At 67.1% G+C, this 18,927-nt stretch carries 15 protein-coding genes and 1 pseudogene; 7 read left to right on the top strand and 9 right to left on the bottom strand.

The genetic code is table 11. The features are described 5' to 3' along the window. Positions 1–81: 81 nt before the first annotated feature. A complete protein-coding gene (gene nikR / locus VLK31_RS30500; protein WP_409172226.1) occupies positions 82–579 on the bottom strand; it encodes a nickel-responsive transcriptional regulator NikR in 498 nt (165 codons plus the stop codon). A gap of 128 nt (positions 580–707) precedes the next feature. Here nikR and VLK31_RS30495 point away from each other — a divergent pair, with 128 nt between their 5' ends. Next, the gene (locus VLK31_RS30495) at positions 708–1,688 is read left to right on the top strand and encodes a hypothetical protein (RefSeq protein WP_409172225.1); all 981 of its coding nucleotides are present in this window, start codon (positions 708–710) and stop codon (positions 1,686–1,688) included. Here the strand turns inward: VLK31_RS30495 and VLK31_RS30490 are convergent. After that, positions 1,679–1,975, bottom strand: coding sequence for a transposase (locus tag VLK31_RS30490; RefSeq protein ID WP_409172224.1), 297 nt, complete (start codon positions 1,973–1,975; stop codon positions 1,679–1,681). The two genes, VLK31_RS30495 and VLK31_RS30490, sit on opposite strands and share 10 nt — an antisense overlap. Positions 1,976–2,204: 229 nt before the next feature. Between VLK31_RS30490 and VLK31_RS30485 the strand changes: the two genes are divergently transcribed. Then, positions 2,205–3,782: a c-type cytochrome gene (locus VLK31_RS30485; protein WP_409172223.1), complete on the top strand. Its 1,578-nt coding sequence runs from the start codon at positions 2,205–2,207 to the stop codon at positions 3,780–3,782. Here VLK31_RS30485 and VLK31_RS30480 read toward each other — a convergent pair. The 7 genes and pseudogenes from VLK31_RS30480 to VLK31_RS30450 form a co-directional block, all read right to left on the bottom strand. Further along, positions 3,751–4,041 (bottom strand): hypothetical protein, encoded by a 291-nt coding sequence (locus tag VLK31_RS30480; RefSeq protein ID WP_409172222.1) that lies wholly within the window; start codon positions 4,039–4,041, stop codon positions 3,751–3,753. The two genes, VLK31_RS30485 and VLK31_RS30480, sit on opposite strands and share 32 nt — an antisense overlap. A gap of 10 nt (positions 4,042–4,051) precedes the next feature. Then, on the bottom strand, positions 4,052–4,546 hold the full coding sequence (locus VLK31_RS30475) for a TspO/MBR family protein (protein WP_409172221.1): 495 nt from the start codon (positions 4,544–4,546) through the stop codon (positions 4,052–4,054). After that, positions 4,543–5,760: a geranylgeranyl diphosphate reductase gene (locus tag VLK31_RS30470; RefSeq protein WP_409172220.1), complete on the bottom strand. Its 1,218-nt coding sequence runs from the start codon at positions 5,758–5,760 to the stop codon at positions 4,543–4,545. The genes VLK31_RS30475 and VLK31_RS30470 overlap by 4 nt, the downstream gene beginning before the upstream one ends. A gap of 4 nt (positions 5,761–5,764) precedes the next feature. Then, positions 5,765–7,147 (bottom strand): annotated as a pseudogene (locus VLK31_RS30465) (BCD family MFS transporter). Next, a complete protein-coding gene (chlG, locus tag VLK31_RS30460; RefSeq protein WP_409172219.1) occupies positions 7,144–8,028 on the bottom strand; it encodes a chlorophyll synthase ChlG in 885 nt (294 codons plus the stop codon). The pseudogene VLK31_RS30465 and the gene chlG overlap by 4 nt, the downstream one beginning before the upstream one ends. A 65-nt stretch (positions 8,029–8,093) precedes the next feature. Further along, the gene (gene ppsR / locus VLK31_RS30455) at positions 8,094–9,533 is read right to left on the bottom strand and encodes a transcriptional regulator PpsR (RefSeq protein ID WP_409172218.1); all 1,440 of its coding nucleotides are present in this window, start codon (positions 9,531–9,533) and stop codon (positions 8,094–8,096) included. Positions 9,534–9,593: 60 nt separating this feature from the next. Further along, a complete protein-coding gene (locus tag VLK31_RS30450; protein WP_409172217.1) occupies positions 9,594–10,385 on the bottom strand; it encodes a B12-binding domain-containing protein in 792 nt (263 codons plus the stop codon). A gap of 494 nt (positions 10,386–10,879) precedes the next feature. On the opposite strand from VLK31_RS30450, the gene bchF reads away from it, so the two are divergent. The 5 genes from bchF to bchL are packed head-to-tail and all read left to right on the top strand — an operon-like array spanning position 10,880 to position 18,915. After that, positions 10,880–11,416 (top strand): 2-vinyl bacteriochlorophyllide hydratase, encoded by a 537-nt coding sequence (gene bchF / locus VLK31_RS30445; RefSeq protein WP_409172216.1) that lies wholly within the window; start codon positions 10,880–10,882, stop codon positions 11,414–11,416. Beyond that, positions 11,413–12,657, top strand: a complete 1,245-nt coding sequence (locus VLK31_RS30440; protein WP_409172215.1) for a ferredoxin:protochlorophyllide reductase (ATP-dependent) subunit N — start codon at positions 11,413–11,415, stop codon at positions 12,655–12,657. Before bchF ends, VLK31_RS30440 begins: the two co-directional genes overlap by 4 nt. 21 nt (positions 12,658–12,678) lie before the next feature. Further along, positions 12,679–14,232, top strand: a complete 1,554-nt coding sequence (bchB, locus tag VLK31_RS30435; protein ID WP_409172214.1) for a ferredoxin:protochlorophyllide reductase (ATP-dependent) subunit B — start codon at positions 12,679–12,681, stop codon at positions 14,230–14,232. Positions 14,233–14,254: 22 nt separating this feature from the next. Then, positions 14,255–18,001 carry a magnesium chelatase subunit H gene (locus VLK31_RS30430; protein ID WP_409172213.1) on the top strand — a complete coding sequence of 1,249 codons (3,747 nt, stop codon included), beginning with the start codon at positions 14,255–14,257 and terminating at the stop codon, positions 17,999–18,001. Further along, complete coding sequence (gene bchL / locus VLK31_RS30425) at positions 17,998–18,915, top strand: ferredoxin:protochlorophyllide reductase (ATP-dependent) iron-sulfur ATP-binding protein (protein ID WP_409172212.1); 918 nt, start codon at positions 17,998–18,000, stop codon at positions 18,913–18,915. Before VLK31_RS30430 ends, bchL begins: the two co-directional genes overlap by 4 nt. The last annotated feature ends 12 nt before the right edge of the window (positions 18,916–18,927 follow it).

The raw sequence follows: 18,927 nt of genomic DNA, 5'->3' as shown, positions 1-18,927 counted from the left end.
GTTCTTTTTTGTAGGAACAAATTGATATTGTTCTTACATCGAACGAAACTGGCCATACGCCAATCGGCGAAGCGTTGTTTTTCAGTTTCGCGGCTTCAAGTGGGTGTGGACGTCGCCGGCGCCATGCGCATGGCTGTGGCTGTGCCCCCCGGCATCCAACGGGACCAAGTGCACGCTGCCGTGGCGCACACCGCGCAATGCCACCAGGTGCTCTGCGCATGTGCGTACCGCCTCGGTCGGACCCCGGAGCACCACGGTTTCCATGCAGTTGTCGTGGTCCAGGTGGGTGTGCAGACTCGTGATCACCAAGTCGTGATGGTCGTGCTGCAGGCCCAGCACCCGGGAGGCGACGGTTTGCTCGTGGTGGTTGTACACGTAGCTGACGCTCGCAACGCACCAGGGTTTTTCCTTTGCGCGCTTCTTTGAGGGGGCCTCGTCCTGCCCCAGGGTTGCGCTGCCAAGGCTAGAGCGGATCAGGTCTCGTACCGCTTCAGAGCGGTTGACGTAGCCCTTGTTGGCGATGAATTCATCGAACTGGAGCGCCAGATCGTCGTCGAGCGAAATCGTAAAGCGTTGCATGAGCCTGGTTTCCTGAGAGAGCTTCGCGCCATCATAGGCAGCCAGCGGGCCGCGTTCCTTGAGGCGTAGTACAGGACCGCCCCGCGTGCGTTTGCTTTATTAAGAGCAATCCGGCAGAGTTCATACACATGAGCACCGCGGCGGCCCTAAAACATCAAGCGTTAACCAGCGTCGAGGCTGCTTGCAGTGCGCTGACGCAGGAGGAAGCTCAGGAGATTGGCAGGTGCCTGGGTCATGACTTGGCGAAGCACGGAGTACGAGACCATTCGGCAGCTTGGCCACCCAGCGTCATGGAGGGCTATGCGGCAGCGAAAGCAGTCGCCCCAAAGCGTCTGTCTGACCGGTTCGTGCGCAAGTGGCTTCAGTTGCGGCTGAACGCCTTCACACGCGGTCGTGCGGTGGATGAGGCCGTGACGCCCGAGTTTCTGACGAAGATTGATACGCCGTTTTGCCCAGTCACCCGCCAAGCTCTCACGCACGCGGAATTGCTGCCGACTGACTGGTCCATCGACCGGCTGAACAACGATGGCGCCTATGCGCAGAGCAATTTGGTCGTGATGAGCACAGCTGCCAACCGCAGCAAGGGCGACCTCAGTCATGCGCAGGTCATGGCGCTGGCTCGAGGAGAAGAGGTGCAATTTGGCTTGTCGCCTGGCGACTGGCTTCGCCTTGCGGCGTTGATGCTCGGTCCTTGCCATGCGATGGACCCGAAGAGTGCGCCGTTCGTGCCTATGGTTGTAGCGGCGCCGCCTTATGTTCCGATGCTGGTGATGCAGCAAGTCCAGCATGTGCTGGCACAAAATTCCAGAAGCAATGCTGTAAGGAATGCCCTCTTGAAAGATCTACGTGTTGCCTGCAAGAGCGAGCGGGCGCAGAACCTCTTGGCACTGCTGTCCGAGCGGGTGTATTTCGGCGTCAAGGGATTGGAGTTTTCTTCCGACGTATGGCTGCAATCGGGCGCGGTATCCGCATTGCACGCTTGGCGCGAGTCTCTCGACGACCCGTCCTGGGGCGCTGTCGGAGAGATCACACGCCACTGGGCGGGTGGGCATAAAGTAGGAAACGCGCAATTGGAAAAGTGGAAACTGGAGAGATTCGGCTACTTTTGACTCGTCTTTCTTCTCTTGTCGCGCGAGAAGTCTGTTTGGGGAAAACGCAACGAGATTCCATTCCACTGATGTTGACCAAAGCGCAGCTCGCGTTCTGCAGCCGTTGCCGCACAGTGACAGCCTTTTGACTCCCTGCGCCACTTGAACAGCATGTTGGCGTTGACCCCCGTGCGCAGCGCTATTGCCGACAAGGACGCTTCCGGCTTCAAGCTTTGCCGTACCGGCTCCTGTTTGAACGCCCGGTCGTGATTTCGTCGGCTGGCCTTCAAGGCTTGCTCACTGTTCATGGTGTGCACCATCTCCTTCAGCGCACACCTCAAACCGGATCTGCGACCGAGGTCAGATGCTTCCTGCAGACCTCGCTTCAGGCAAGGACGGCCTTTGTCGGACTATTGCGGTAGGGCCGACACGCGGCTGCGCCTGCGTGTGCATTCCTACCCGGCGGCAGGAAAACGGCGTACAGCGGGCGCGGTCCGCCGGGCGAAAAATCGTGCATCGAGACATTCCGGAGCCACGATGTCAAACGCCCCCAAGACCCCGCAACCACCCCGGTGGGCGCTGCTTGCGGGCGTTGTGCTCGCTGCCTTTTCGGCGTTGGTTCCGCCGCCCGCCGCTGCCGCCGGCAACCCGGTGACGGACCAGGTCCAGCGCGGCGCCTACCTCACCAACGCCGGCGACTGCATGGCGTGCCACACCAGCAAGGGTGGTCAACCCTTTGCGGGCGGGCTCTACATGAACACGCCCTTCGGCCAGATCTCCACACCCAACATCACGCCGGACAAGCAGACCGGCATCGGCAACTGGAGCGACGACGAGTTCTACCGCGTCATGCATGAAGGCATCGGCCGTCACGCGGAGTACCTCTACCCCGTCATGCCCTTCCCCTGGTACACCACGGTCACCCGCGACGACGTACTGGCCATCAAGGCTTTTCTGATGACGCAACCTGCGGTGAACAAGGCGCGACCGCCCAACAAGCTCTCGTTTCCGTTCAGCGTACGCGAGTCATTGCTCGCATGGCGCGAGGTGTTCTTCAAGCCCGGTACCTTCGTGCCCGACCCTGCGGCCACCGACGAAGTGAACCGCGGCCGCTACCTGGCCGAAGGGCTGGCCCACTGCGGCGAATGCCACAACGCGCAGCCGGTGGCCGGTACGTCGAAGTTCAAAGGATCGCTGCAGGGCGGCGTCATCGATTCCTGGTACGCGCCCAACATCACTTCCGATGCACGCGACGGCATCGGCAGCTGGAGCAACACCGACATCGCGACCTATCTGAAAACCGGCGTCGCCCCCGGCAAGAGCATTGCGCTCGGGCCAATGGCGCAAACCGTGCACAGCCTGAGCAAGCTCAGCGACGCGGACCTCTCAGCCCTGGCCGCCTACCTCAAGGCCACGCCGCCGTCGGCAGTCAAGGGCAACGACCAGAAGCTGGCCTTGTTCAAGGGCCGCGACGCGCGCGGCGGCCAGACCTATCTCAACTTCTGCGCGTCATGCCACGCCATCGACGGCAAGGGTCTGAAGGGCGTGATACCCCCGCTGGACGGCAACGGTGCCGTTACCTCCAAAGGGCCGCAGAACGTGATCAACGTCATCGTCGGCGGCCTGGAGGCACGCGAAAGATATGCGCCGATGCCGGCCATCGGCGCCGGGATGACCGACCAGGAGATTGCCGACGTCACCAACTACGTGCGCCAGACCTGGGCCAACGGTGCGCCCGCCACGGCGCAGGCCGGCATGGCCGCCGAGGCGCGCCGCAAGGCCGACACGCTGATGAGCGCAGGCGCGTTGAGCGGCTGTCCGAAGATCGACACGCCGACGCTCGGCAAGGCCTTCGACAGCCAGCGCGCGAGCATCGACGCGCAGCTTGCGGGCATGACGGACGAGACCATGCCGGACAAGGCCCAGCGGCTGGTAGCGCAGTTGCGCGCGCGTGCGCCAAAAGCCGCCAATGCGGAGCTGATCAACGGCTTGTCGGGCGCCTACTGCAACGTGGTGCGCAACGACGCGAAGATCGAGCCCAACGAGAAATCGCTGCGCCTGGGTCGCTTCAGCCAACTTGTGTTCATGGCCGCGGATGGGCAGCGGCTGCACTAGCAAAGCGCTTGCTGATGTCGGCACCATGCGCGATGCCGGCGGCGAGCAGCCACGCTGCGACCCACAGCGCACCTGTGTCGTGAACCGCGCATCGCAGCGCCGCCATCAGGCACAACCCCGAGACCATGTTGAGCAGGTAGGCACCCGGCCTCGGCCCGTTGCCGGTAAGGCGGTGATGCACCACGAGCGCGATGCCTTCGACAACGGTGAACGCGATCACGCCGTCGACCAGCCAGGGAAGGTTCAGGTTCGCGTCCACGGTGCCCCGTTCAGCCGAACGGACCATTGAGCCGCACGGTTTCCCAGTTCAGCACTGCAGCAATGGTGACCCACACCAGGTACGGCAACATCAAGGCCGATGCCAACCTTGCGATGGGCCGCAGAACCGCCACCAGCGCCAGCACCGAGAGCCAGAGAAACGGCACTTCGATCAACGACCAGTCCGGCCGGTGCAGCCGAAAATACAGCAGGCTCCACAGCACGTTGAGAAAGCCGTTGAGCGCAAACAGCACGAGCATGCGTTCGCGCCCGATGCGGGTAGCCGCGCGGCGCCAGCCAATCACGCCCGCCGCCGCCGCCAGCGCGAAGATCGTGGTCCAGATCAGGCCGAAGGCCGCGTCCGGCGGTTTCCAGGAGGGCTGCGCGAGGTTGCGATACCACGGGCCCAGGTCGGTCATCAACGCACCCAGCATCGCCACCAGCAAGGCCGCGAGCGCGGCCACCGCCACCGGCTTCCACAGGCGGGCGCGGTGCAACGCCGTCATACACGTGCCAACCCCAGCAGATGCGCAACGTCCTTGAAGAAGATGCGCACATGGGCCATGGGTTTCTTGCGCGCCAGTGACTTGTTCATGTACGACTCGAAGGTCAACTGCTGCACGTCGCGGTCTTCGCAGATCTTCACGAAGCGCTCGCGGCGCCGGTCGGTGCTGTACCAGAACCACTGCATCACGCCAAGCACGCGAAAGACCGTGCCGTGCGCCTTCATGAAACGGCGGCGCGCCTGCTTCAGGCAACGTGCGTCGCCGCTGTCCAGCAACAGATGCACCGCCTCGGCCGCAAAACGCCCACCGGCCATCGCGTAGTAGATGCCTTCGCCCGACGCCGGTGCGACCACGCCCGCCGCATCGCCCGCTAGCACCACATCGCGCCCGTTGTCCCAGCGCGCCAAGGGCTTCATTGGCAGCGGCGCGCCTTCGCGGCGCAGCGTGGCGGCGTCGGCCAGGCCGGCGTCGGCACGCAGCCGGCCGACCGCGCCGCGCAGAGAGAAGCCCTTGTCGGCGCTGCCGGTGCCGATGCTCAGCGTGTCGCCGTGCGGGAACACCCAGCCGTAGAAGTCGGGCGACAGCTGGCCCTGGTAGTAGACGTCGCAGCGCTGTCCGTCGTAGCCCTCGGGCTTGACGGCCGGCGCCTGCACGATTTCGTGGTACGCGAACACATAGCGCACGGCGCGTGCGCGCGGCATGGCTGCCGCAGCCACGCGCGAGCAGGCACCGTCGGCACCGATCACGCTGCGCGCGCGCACGCAGCCGGGGTGCGCGTCGGCCTTGTGGCGGTCGGTGCGGGCGCCATAGTGCACCACGCTCACGCCGTCCGCATCGCGCGTGAGCCGCTCGAAGCTGCCGATGCGTCGCACCGCGCCGGCCTGCGCTGCCCGCTCGCGCAGCCATTCGTCGAACACCTCGCGGTCGACCATGCCGACGAAGCCGTTGTCGATGGGAATGTCGACGCACTTTCGGCTCGGCGCCACCATGCGCGCCGACCGCGCCCTGGCAACAAGCAAGGCATCGGGGATCTCGAAGTCCTGAATCAGGCGCGGCGGGATGGCGCCGCCGCACGGCTTCACGCGCCCGGCCCGGTCCAGCAGCAGCACCGAGCGGCCTTGTCGGGCAAGGTCGTGCGCCGCCGTGGCACCGGCCGGGCCGCCGCCGACGACCACCACGTCGAAGGTCTCTATCGTCGCCTGCGTGTCGTTCATGGCATCACCTCGCTTTCAGGCCGGCATCGCCGACGTTCAGGGACAGGGGGCGGGGAACGGGAACGGGAACGGGCACCGGCGCGGGAACGGGCACCGCCGCATGGGCGACTTTTCCCGCCAGTGCGGCCGCAACGACGAACAGCGCCGCTTCAGCCGCGAACACGGCCGCGTAGGCCAGGCCGGGTGAGCCGATCAGCGCGCGCGCCAGGTCGCTGGCGGCCGTGCCGAGCAAGCCGCCGAGCCCGAAGGCGACGGCCTGTGCCGCCCCCCACAGCCCCATGCGCACGCCTTCGCGCGACGCGCGCCCTTCACTGGCCAGCGCCATCATCGCGGCGATGGCGGCGATCGAGAATGCGCCGTTGGCCACGCCCAGCACGAACACATTGGCCTTGAACGGCCACGCCGTGCCGACCACACCGGCCGCCACCAGGCCGAGCAACGCGACGGCCTACACCAGGCAGCCGCCGACCTGCCACGCACGCAGCGAACCGAAGCGCTGCCCATTGCGGCCACGGCCCGCGAACGCCGCCACCAGCATGCCGACCAGCACACCGCCGTGCTGCGTGCCCGACAGCCGTGTGGATTCGCCCGGCGTGAAGCCCAGCGCCGAGCCCGCGAAGGGTTCGAGGATGAGGTCTTGCGCGCTGTACGCGAGCATCGAGATGAAGACGAACAGCGTGAAGCGCCGCGCCGCCGGTTCGGCCCACACCTGCGCCAGCGCCTCGCGAAACCGGATGGCCGCCGCCGCAGGCTTCGGCGCCGCCGCATCGTCGTTGCGCGACGGCACGGCCCGACCTTCGATGCCGAACATCGCGATGCACGTCAGCAGCAGAGCCGCAACCGATACCGCCGCGCTGACCGCCACCAGACGCGCGGGCGAAAACGGATCGAGCAACGACCCCGCCGCCCCGGCCGTGACCGCGAAGCCCGCGATCATCATGAGCCAGACGACCGTGGCCGCCGACGCGCGTTGCGACGCCTGCACGCGCTGCGCCAACAGCACCAGCAACGACGTTCCCGCCGCGCTCACGCCCACGCCGAGCACTGCAAAGGCCAGCACCGCGGCAACGATGCCTGCGACCGGATGCGTCGCCATCAGCGCCGTGGCGCAGGCCGCGCCAAAACCGCCGGCCGCCAGCATCGCCATGCCGCCGACGATCCACGGCGTGCGCCGCCGCCCGCTGTCCGAACCATGGCCCATGCGCGGGCGCAACACCTGCACCAGGTAATGCATTGCGACCAGGCAGCCGGGCAGCAGCGCGGGCAAGGCCAGCTCGACCACCATCACGCGGTTCAGCGTGGAGGTGGTCAGCACGACCACCGCGCCCAGCGAAGCCTGCACGAGCCCGAGCCGCACGATGGCCGGCCAGCCGAAGTCTGCTTTCATAGGGTGCTCCCTGCGCCGCGCAACGCGAAGGCGCTGATCATCATGCCGCTCACGAACACCGGCACGCCGAAGCCGCTGTACCAGAGCGCCCGCCCGATCACGTCCTGCATGAAGCGGTCCATCAACACGATCTGCAGCAGGATCAGCAATCCGATTGCCACCGCGTGCCCCGGCCGCTGCCAGTGCACCAGCAGCAGCACCACCGCCCATTGCGGCAGTGCCATGAACCAGCACGCCACGCGGCCCGCGCGCTGCGCGCCGAGCTGCACCGGCAGCGAACGCACGCCCATCTGGCGGTCGCCCTCAATGGACTTGAAGTCGTTGAGCGTCATGATGCCGTGCGCGCCGATGCTGTACAGCAGCGCCAGCCACAACGAGCGGCCGTTGGGCATCGCACCACCGGCCATCACCGCGGCGCCCGTGATCCAGGCCAGGCCTTCGTAGCAAAGGCCGCAGGCGGCGTTGCCCCACCAGCCGTTCTCCTTGAGGCGCAACGGCGGCGCGCTGTAGGCCCACGCCAGCACCAGCCCGACGACCGCCGCCAGGAAGGCCCAGCGGCCGAGCAACGAGGCCCATGCCAGCGACAGCAGCGTCCAGCCGATGGCCACGTACAGGCCCCATCGGCCCGGCATGCGGCCCGACGGAATGGGCCGTTGCGGCTCGTTGATCGCGTCCACGTGCCGGTCGAACCAGTCGTTGACCGCCTGGCTGCTGGCGCACACCAGCGGGCCGGCCAGCACGATGCCCATGACCGCGACCATCCAGCGCCCGTTCAGGCTCACGCCCGAGCCGACCACCCCGCAGGCAAAGGCCCACATCGGCGGGAACCACGTGATTGGCTTGAGCAACTCGGTGACCGCTGACAGCGCTGGGCGGGGCATGCCGGCAAGTTTCCAGCCTGACGCCCTGCACTGTCAATCAAGATTTACACTTGCGCGGTCAACGGCTACTGTTTTTCGCTTTCGGCCACAGCTTCTCCGAGGCCGTAGCGACGCAGCTTGACGTACAGGCTCTGGCGCGAAACGCCGAGCAGTTCGGCCGCCGCGGCGCGGTTGTCGCGCGTGAGGTCGAGCGCGGCTTCGATGCACAGTTGCTCGATCAGGTCGGTGGTCTCGCCCACGATGTCCTTCATGGGCATGCGGCCGACCAGCTCCGACATCTGGCCCGCCGAATGCGGCAGCTCCTTGACCACGCGCACGTCGCCGCCCTGGCGACGGCTCACGTCGCGGATCGTGAAGCCCAGGTAAGCCTCGTCGCTGTCGCGCACGAGGGTGGCGGAGATTTCGACGTTGGACACCAGGCCGTGCTCGCAGCGCAGGCTGGTGGGAAAGAGCCGCAGCGAACCACGCTGGCGCAGGGTCGAGATCAGCACGCTCAGCTCGACGCCGGTGCGCCCGATCCAGCGGCCGAGCGACTCACCGCGCACCTGCTCCTCATTGGCCAGTTGCACCAGTGCGACAAAAGCTTCATTGGCGGAGATGATCTGGCCGTTGATGTCGGTGACGACGATGCCGTCCGGCGCGCTCTGCACGATCTTGAGCAACACGTTGTTGGCGTTGGCCCGATCGGGTGCAACGGCCTGAACGGCCACGCGCGACAGGCGTATGACCATCAGCACGCCGTTCTCCTGCCGGAACACCGAGCCCGACACCGTGACTTCCCCGCCGCCTTCGGCCACGTGGGCCTGCATGTCCTCGGCCCGGCCCGTGGTGCGCAGTGCGGCCACCAGCGACTGCACCTCGGCGTGGCTGCGCGGGTCGAGCCCGGCCGGAAAATTGGCGCCGACGAGGCGCCGCACGCTGTCGCCGAACAGCTGCACCGCCGCCGGATTGGCCTCGACGATCTTCTGCGTGGCGGCGTCGACGATGAGCACCGCGTCCGACACCGTCATGAACAGTTGGCGGTAACGCGATTGCGCGTCGCGCAGCTTCCAGTGGTCGTGCAAGTTCTCTTGCTGGGCATCGACCACGCTCTGCTGCAATGCGGTCATGCCGCGGAGGTCGCGGCCGAAGATCACGGTGCGCCCCACATTGCGCAGTCGCGCGGAGCCGCGCAACTGGAGGGCCGCGCAACTCAGATGCAGGTCGCCGTGGTTGCCGTTGCGCACGACCAGCTGGCGCCACGCAAGCGGCTCGGCGGCGTCCGCATTGCGCAGCATGGATTCGGCATGGGGGCGTGAGTCGCGCGCTAGGCTGTCGAGCCAGGATTTGCCGATCCAGTCGCCGCAGCCCTGGTCATCGAGGCTGGAGCCTCCGAGCGCCAGGTCGCGCACGATGCCGTCGGCATCGAGGATCAGCACCACATCGGAAGAGGCGGCAATGAGCTGCCCCATCGGGCCGGGCTGCAGGTCGCCCAGGTGCTTGGCGGGAGCCGCAAAACTCTTCATGGCTGAAAAGCAGTTCTCGCATCGTTCTTCAAGGATGACCTTCTGGTTCCGGCGCGTTTGTCAATGGTTTCGCAGGCGCAATGCAATCAGTCGTTCGGCATGGACAGGGGCCTTTTTCCCGTCGAGCCCGCATGCATCGGCGCCGACGAACTTTACACGCTCGGGATGCCCCGCAAAGATCGGGCCACCCACCATCACGCGCACCTCCTTGTTGCGCGACAGGCGCCGTATGTCGAGGATGCTGCGCCGCAGCGGCTCCAGCCGCGTCTCGCTGCCGGCCGCCAGGCCAATGACGTCGAACCATTCGGACTGGGCGAACTCGACGGCCTGGGTGTCGAGCGGACCGTGGCCGCGGTCGACCTCCCAGCCCGCGTGATGAAAGAACTCGGCCACCATCGACAGGCCGAAGGTCTGCTTCTCGCCGCAGGCAGGCAGCAGCAGCACGCGCCGGGCGTTGCCGCGAAACGGCCGCTGGCCGCCGCCGCCAAGCGACGGGCTCAGCTCGTGCAGCAGGCGCTGCAGCCGCGCCAGGCCGAGCGTGACCTGCGTGAACTCGCACAGGTCTTGCGCCCACAGGTAGTTCAGGTGCTGGGCTGCCGGTGCCAGCAGGTCGAGGTAGATGGTTTCGACCGACATGCCGCGCTGGCCCAGCGCATCCACGAAGGCTTGGGCTGGCAGGTGCTCGCGCGCCAGCACGAGCTGAACGAAGTCTTCGACATCGCGGGTGCTGGGCCGGTGGTCGGTGCTGCCGAGTGCGTCTTCGACGTCGGCGTGGGGGTGGCCCGGTGGAAACGGCGCGCGATGCACGTCGACCAGGCGCGGAATGATGTCGAACTCAAGCGTGCGGCTCAAGCGGGTCTGTCGATCCGCCGCGGCGACCCGGTCATTCGGCGCGCGATTCCAGTCGGGCCGCGACGCTGCGGCCGGTTCCCAGTCGCTGGCTGCATCGGGCAGCCGGCTCGAACCTTCGAGATCCAGAGCTTGTCTAGCCAATCGGGGCATGGCTTGTCTCCTGGTGGGTTTGTCTCTTCGCTGTGTTGTTCTGGCCTGCACCTGCGCTTGCGGCGACGAATCATGGCGCACGTTCCCCTCGCTGTCGACCTTTGGAAACAGTGCAAGCACATTGCTGCGGCGCAGCACCTCGCCCTCTGGGCGGCCGGGTCGGCCGGGTCGGCCGGGGCGGAGGCGGGGTCGGGGACGTTGTTGCGGGTGTCCGTCATGGTGGGCGCGCGTGGTGCTTCAGGCTTGGCTTCGGCGCGATGATTCCGCTGCGCGGCGCATCTGTCAATTTATATTTACGTCCAATTTAGTTGACACTTTTTGAAGCGCGATCTAGATTGCCGGTCATGCGCAATTCACGTCCCCTGCAAAGCGCCCCCCGGCCCCCCCTCTACACGCCGCATCAGCGGCAGCGCCGCGACGCATCGGGCTGGACGCTGGTACAGGGGGTGCTGGCGCCGGTTCAGTTTTTGATCTTCGCGGTGAGCCTGTGCCTTGTGCTGCGCTACCTGTGGCGCGGTGAGGGGCACGAGGCCGCGGTCGTCTCGGTGGTGGTGAAGACGCTGGCGCTGTACGCCATCATGGTGACGGGCGCCATCTGGGAGAAGGTGGTGTTCGGCCGCTACCTCTTCGCGCCGGCCTTTTTCTGGGAAGACGTGTTCAGCATGGCCGTGCTCGCGCTGCACACCGCCTACCTTGCGGCGCTGGCGACCGGCGCACTGGGCGACAGGCCGCTCATGTACCTCGCGCTTGCGGCCTATGCGAGCTACGTGGTCAACGCGACGCAGTTCATCCTGAAGCTGCGTGCGGCACGGCTGGACATGGCGCGGTTGGACATGGCGCGGCAGGCCCCCCCCGCACGGGCCGACGGAGCGGTGGCATGAGCACGGTGATCCCCATCCGCGAACGCGGCCAGCGCGAAGTGTTCTGCGGGCTCACCGGCATCATCTGGCTGCATCGCAAAGTGCAGGATGCGTTCTTCCTCGTGGTGGGCTCGCGCACCTGTGCGCATCTGATCCAGTCGGCGGCGGGCGTGATGATCTTTGCCGAGCCGCGCTTTGCGACGGCCATCATCGACGAGCGCGACCTGTCGGGCCTGGCCGACGTGAACGACGAACTCGACCGCGTGGTCTCGCGGCTGCTGGAGCGCCGACCCGACATTCGGCTGCTGTTTCTGGTGGGCTCGTGCCCGTCTGAAGTGATCAAGCTCGACCTGTCGCGCGCGGCGTTGCGGCTGTCGAAGGCCTACACATCGCGTGTGCGCGTGCTGAACTATTCGGGCAGCGGCATCGAGACCACATTCACGCAGGGCGAGGACGCCTGCCTCGCGTCGATGGTGCCCGTGTTGCCGGCCCGCCCCGCGCCGGCCCCGGCCGAACTGCTGGTGGTCGGCACGCTGGCCGACGTGGTCGAAGACCAGTTCGCGCGCCTGTTCGCGCAGCTTGGCATTGCGGCGCGCTTTTTTCCGCCCAGGCGCGCGGATGCCATGCCACCCATCGGGCCGGGAACGCGCTTCTTGCTGGCCCAGCCTTTTCTTGCCGACACGGCGCGCGCGCTCGAAGAACGCGGCGCCCAGCGCATCGCGGCGCCCTTCCCTCTCGGCGTGGAAGGCACCACGCGGTGGCTCGGCGCGGCGGCCGAGGCCTTTGGCGTCGATCGCGCCGCTTTCGATCGCATCACCGCACCGGCGTGCGAGCGCGCCACGCAGGCGCTGTCGCGGCATCGTGCGCAGCTCAGCGGCAAGCGCGTGTTCTTCTTCCCCGATTCGCAGCTCGAAATTCCCATTGCCCGCTTTCTGTCGCGCGAGCTGGGCATGGTGCTGACCGAGGTCGGCACGCCCTACCTGCATCGCCAGCACCTCGCGCAGGAACTCGCGCTGCTGCCAGACGGCGTGACCCTGTCCGAAGGCCAGCACGTCGATCGCCAGCTCGACCGTTGCCGCGCTCTGCGCCCCGACATCGTGGTCTGCGGGCTCGGGCTGGCCAATCCGCTGGAGGCCGAGGGTCTGACCACCAAGTGGTCGATCGAGCTGGTCTTCACGCCCATCCAGGGCTACGAACAGGCCGCCGACCTGGCCGAACTCTTCACGCGTCCGCTGGTCCGCCGCCTGCGGCTGGCCGCATAGAGAAAGAGAACGGAACCCGCCATGCAGCTCACGCTCTGGACTTACGAAGGACCGCCGCACGTGGGCGCCATGCGCATAGCCACCGCGATGAAAGACGTGCACTACGTGTTGCACGCACCGCAGGGCGACACCTACGCGGACCTGCTCTTCACGATGATCGAGCGCCTGCCGCGCCGCCCACCCGTCACCTACACGACCTTCCAGGCGCGCGACCTGGGCGGCGACACCGCCGAGCTTTTCAAGCGCGCCGCCAGCGAAGCCTTCGAACGCTTCAAGCCGGCCGCGATGATGGTCGGCGCGTCGTGCACGGCGGAACTGATTCAGGACGACCCGGGCGGCCTCGCCCGCGCGCTGAACCTGCCGATTCCCGTCGTCGCGCTCGAACTGCCGTCCTACCAGCGCAAGGAAAACTGGGGCGCCTCGGAAACGCTCTACCAGATGGTGCGCGCCCTGGCCGGCCCGCAGGTGCCACCGCCCGGCACTGAACGCGCGCCACGGCCTGCACACCAGCGCCCGAGCTGCAACCTGCTCGGCGCCACGGCGCTGGGGTTTCGCCACCGCGACGATGTGCATGAAATCAGCGGCCTGCTCGACAGCCTGGGCATCGACATCCGCGTGACCGCGCCGCTGCAGGCCAGCGCCGCAGACCTGTCGCGCCTGGGCGAGGCCGATTTCAACATCGTGCTCTACCCCGAGATAGCGACGCTCACGGCGCAGTGGCTGCAACGCAGCTTCGGCCAGCCCTGCACGAAGACCGTGCCCATCGGTGCGGGGGCGACACGCGACTTCATCGCCGAGGTGGCGCAGCTTGCCGGCATCGACCCCGCCAAGGCCCTGGCCGACGCCACATCCCGCGCACCCTGGTATGCACGCTCGGTCGATTCGACCTACCTCACGGGCAAGCGCGTCTTCATCTTCGGCGACGCCACGCATGCGGTGGCTGCGGCGCGCATTGCGGCCACCGAACTCGGCTTTACCGTGGTGGGCCTGGGCACCTACAGCCGCGAGTTCGCGCGCGAAGTGCGCGAGGCGGCCAAGCTCTACGACGTCGTGCCGCTCATCAGCGACGACTACCTGGAGATCGAGGCCGCCATTGCAGCGCTGCAACCCGAGCTGGTGCTCGGCACGCAGATGGAGCGCCACATCGCCAAGCGGCTCGGCGTGCCCTGCGCGGTGATCTCCGCGCCCGTGCATGTGCAGGACTACCCGGCGCGATATTCGCCGCAGATGGGTTTCGAAGGCGCCAACGTGCTGTTCGACACCTGGGTCCATCCGTTGATGATGGGCCTCGAAGAACACCTCATCGGCATGTTCCGTGGTGACTTCGAATTCCATGAAGACGCCGCACCTTCGCACCTCGGTCACGCCACCGCTGCCGCACAGGTCGTTGCCGAATCCGCCGCCGCGGAGGCCGTCGCCGCCTGGGCGTCGGACGCGGAAAAGGAGCTGCGCAAGATTCCGTTTTTCGTGCGCGGCAAGGCGCGTCGGAACACCGAGCGCTATGCGCTCGATCGCGGTGTGCCGCTCATCACCATCGAGACCCTCTATGACGCCAAAGCCCATTTCAGTCGCTGAGCGCGGCGGCACGAAGCAAACGATGCGCGTCGTCATCGTGACCATGGACAGTCATCTGGCCAGCGCCACCGAGCGCGCCTGGCTCGGCCTGCGCAAGAGCCTGCCGGACCTGCGCCTGAGTGTGCATGCCGCGGCCGAATGGGGTGACCGGCCCGAGGCGCTGGCGCGTTGCCAGGCCGACATTGCGCAGGGCGACATCGTTATCGCGACCATGCTGTTCATGGAAGACCATTTCCTGCCGGTGCTGCCCGCGCTGCAGGCGCGGCGCGACCATTGCGACGCCATGGTCTGCGCCATGTCCGCCGCCGAGGTGACCAAGCTCACGCGCATGGGCAAGTTCGACATGTCCGCGCCCAGCACCGGCCCGCTGGCCTTCCTCAAGCGCCTGCGCGGCAAGCCGGCCGACGGTGCCGACGCGGCCGCCCGCACCAGCGCCGGCGCGCGCCAGATGAAGACGCTGCGCCGTCTGCCGAAGATCCTGCGCTTCATTCCCGGCACCGCGCAGGACGTGCGTGCCTATTTCCTCACGCTGCAGTACTGGCTCGCGGGCTCCGAGGACAACATCGCGAACATGGTCCACTTTCTCGTGGACCGCTACGCCGAAGGCCCTCGGCGTGCGCTGCGCGGCATTGCAAAGACCCACGAGCCCGTCGACTACCCCGAGGTCGGCGTCTACCACCCGCGCATGAAGCCGCGCCTGGCCGACCACATCGACAGCCTGCCGCGCGTCGCCCAGAGCGGGCAGCGTGGCACCGTCGGTCTGCTGCTCATGCGCTCCTATCTGCTGGCCGGCAACACCGACCACTACGACGGCGTGATCACCGCGCTGGAGGCACGCGGCCTGCGCGTGATTCCGGCCTTTGCGACCGGACTCGATGCGCGCCCGGCCATAGAGGCATTCTTCCGCCGCGAGGGCCGCAGCACCATCGATGCGCTGGTGTCGCTCACGGGCTTCTCGCTGGTCGGCGGGCCCGCGTACAACGACGCCAAGGCGGCCGAAGACATGCTGGCGGAACTCGACGTGCCGTACATCGCCGTCACGCCGGTGGAGTTTCAGTCGCTCGACCAGTGGGGCGAATCGTCGCGCGGCCTGTTGCCTGTCGAGGCCACGATGATGGTCGCGATTCCCGAGCTCGACGGCGCCACCGGCTCGATGGTGTTCGGCGGGCGCGGCAGCGCAACCCACATCGCCTGCACCGGCTGCGCGCATGGCTGCACCTTCAGGAACGAGACCGGCGTGCACGACATGCACAGCTGCATCGAGCGTGCCGACATGCTGGCCGCGCGCGTGGGCAAGCTGGTGGACCTGCGCCGCAGCGAGCGCGCAGAGCGCAAGGTGGCGGCGGTCATCTTCAACTTTCCGCCCAACGCGGGAAACACCGGAACGGCCGCGTTCCTGGCGGTGTTCGAGTCGCTGTTCAACACCATGAAGGCCATGCGCGACGCGGGCTACGACGTGGCGATGCCGGCCAGCGTCGATGCGTTGCGCCAGCGCGTGATAGAGGGCAACGCCACCAACTTTGGCGCCATGGCCAACGTGCACGCCCGCATTGCCACCGACGACCATGTGCGGCGCGAAAAGCACCTGCAGGAGATCGAGGCGCAGTGGGGTCCCGCGCCTGGCAAGCAGCAGAGCGACGGCGCCAGCCTCTTCGTGCTGGGCGAGCGCTTCGGCAAGCTGTTCGTCGGCATCCAGCCGGCCTTCGGCTATGAGGGCGACCCGATGCGGCTGCTGTTCGAAAAGGGCTTCGCGCCCACGCATGCCTTCTCGGCCTTCTACCGCTGGCTGCGCGAAGACTTCGGCGCGCATGCGGTGCTGCATTTCGGCACGCACGGCGCGCTCGAATTCATGCCCGGCAAGCAGAACGGCATGTCAGCCAGGTGCTGGCCCGACCGGCTCATCGGCGACCTGCCCAACTTCTACCTCTATGCATCGAACAACCCGTCCGAAGGCACCATCGCCAAGCGGCGCGCGGCCGCCACGTTGATCAGCTACCTGACGCCGCCGGTCGCGGCGGCCGGCCTCTACAAGGGACTGGTGGAACTGAAAAACATGCTGGAGCGCTATCGCAGCCTGGAGAGCGACGAGGGCGAGGGCAAGGAGCTGGCCCGCATGGTCCAGGCGCAGGCCGCTTTGCTCGACCTTGCCGCGCCGGAGCCGGCATGGGCCGACAGCACCCCCGCGCGCATCGTCGCGCTGAACAACGCGGTGCTCGAACTCGAATACACGCTCATTCCCTGCGGCCTGCATGTGGTGGGCGAGGCGCCGAACGCGGCCGAGCGCGCCGACCTGCTGATGTCCATGGCCGAGGCCTCGCACGGCCTGCGCCCGCCGCGCGCGATGGTCGAGGCCATCGTCGCCGGCCGCACGGCCGAAGAGGTTCTGGCCGGCCCCGACGGCCAGGCCGTGCCCGAGCCCTTGCTGCGCCAACTTGCAGCGCTGGCCCCGCTGCTGGCGGTCGACCATGAACTGGCCGCCATCGTGCGCGCGCTCGACGGCCGCTTTCTGCGCCCCGCGCCCGGCGGCGACCTGCTGCGCACGCCGGCCATTCTGCCCACGGGCCGCAACCTGCACGGCTTCGATCCCTTCCGCATCCCGAGCGCCTACGCGGTGAAGGACGGCGCACGCCAGGCCGCGCGCCTGCTGGAGCGCCACATGGCCGACGGTCATGCCTTCCCCGAATCGATCGCGCTCGTGCTCTGGGGCACCGACAACCTGAAGACCGAAGGCGGCCCCATCGGCCAGGCACTGGCGCTGATGGGCGCACGCCCGCGCTTCGACGGCTACGGCCGGCTGGCCGGCGCCGAGCTCATGACGCTGACGGAGCTCGGCCATCCCCGCATCGACGTGGTGATCACGCTGTCGGGCATCTTCCGGGATCTGTTGCCCTTGCAGATCAAGCTGCTGGCCGAGGCCGCGTTCATGGCCGCGAGTGCCGACGAAGCGCCCGACCAGAACTTCATTCGCAAGCATGCGCTGGCCTACCAGGCCGAGCATGGCGGCGACCTGGAGACCGCGTCGCTGCGCGTGTTCGGCAATGCCGAGGGTGCCTATGGCGCCAACGTCAACAGCCTGATCGACAACAGCCGCTGGGACGATGGCGACGAAATTGCCGAAACCTACAGCCGGCGCAAGGGCTTTGCCTACGGCCGCGCGGGCCGGCCGGTGCAGCAGGCACAGCTGCTGCGCAGCGTGCTGTCCGGCGTGGAGCTGGCCTACCAGAACCTCGACTCGGTGGAGTTGGGCGTGACCACCATCGACACCTATTTCGACACGCTCGGCGGCGTGAGCCGCGCCATCAAGCGGGCCAAGGGCGCCGATGCCGCCATGGCACCGGTCTACATCGGCGACCAGACGCAGGACGGCGGCAGCGGCATCGTGCGCACGCTGAGCGAACAGGTCGCGCTTGAAACGCGCACGCGCATGCTCAACCCGAAATGGTACGAGGGCATGCTCAAGCACGGCTACGAAGGCGTGCGGCAGCTGGAGGTGCACGTGACCAACACGATGGGCTGGTCGGCCACCACCAGCCAGGTTCAGCCGTGGGTCTACCAGCAGCTCAGCGAGACCTTCGTGCTCGACCCTGCGATGCGCGAGCGCCTCTCGGGGCTCAATCCGAGTGCTTCAGCGCGCGTGGCCAGCCGCTTGCTCGAAGCCTCGGACCGAAATTTCTGGAAGCCGGACGACGCCATGCTCGAGGCGCTGCGGCGCGCGGGCGAGGAACTCGAAGACCGGCTTGAAGGTGTGTACGAAGGAGCCCTCGCATGAACGCCGTTACCGTGCCTTTTCCCAACATCAAGACGCCCGGCATTCGCTCGCGCGCCGACGGCGAGGGCAGCGTGCAGGTGCAGCTCGACCCCGACCTGAAGATCGGCAACGCCAAGGTGTTCGCCATCTACGGCAAGGGCGGCATCGGCAAGAGCACCACGTCGAGCAACCTGTCGGTCGCGTTCTCCAGGCTCGGCAAACGCGTGCTGCAGATCGGCTGCGACCCCAAGCACGACTCGACCTTCACGCTCACCAAGAAGCTCATGCCGACCGTGATCGACGTGCTGGAAACGGTCGACTTCCACGCCGAGGAACTGCGCGTGGAGGACTTCGTCTTTCCGGGCTACAACGGCGTGATGTGCGTGGAGGCCGGCGGCCCGCCCGCGGGCACCGGTTGCGGCGGCTATGTGGTCGGGCAGACGGTAAAGCTGTTGAAGGAACACCACCTGCTCGAAGAGACCGACGTCGTGATCTTCGATGTGCTCGGCGACGTGGTGTGCGGTGGCTTTGCGGCGCCGCTGCAGCATGCCGACCGCGCACTCATCGTCACGGCCAACGACTTCGATTCGATCTTCGCGATGAACCGCATCGTGCAAGCCATTGGCGCCAAAGCCAAGAACTACAACGTGCGCCTGGGCGGCGTCATAGCCAACCGCAGCGCGGAGACCGACCAGATCGACAAGTTCAACGCGCAGATAGGCCTGAAGCTCATGGCGCACTTTCCCGACCTTGACGTGATCCGCCGCAGCCGGCTGAAGAAGTCGACGCTGTTCGAGATGGAGCCTTCGCCCGAGCTCGAAGCGGTGCAGAACGAGTACATGCGCCTGGCGGCGGCACTGTGGCTTGGCGCGGAGCCGCTGCACGCGGTGGCCATGAAGGACCGCGACATCTTCGACCTGCTCGGCTTCGACTGAGCCCTTACCTGC

The organism is Variovorax sp. H27-G14 (genome assembly GCF_046156345.1).
GTDB lineage: Bacteria > Pseudomonadota > Gammaproteobacteria > Burkholderiales > Burkholderiaceae_C > Variovorax.
Note: the sequence above shows the minus strand (reverse complement) of the source record. Positions and strands in the feature narration are given on the sequence as shown.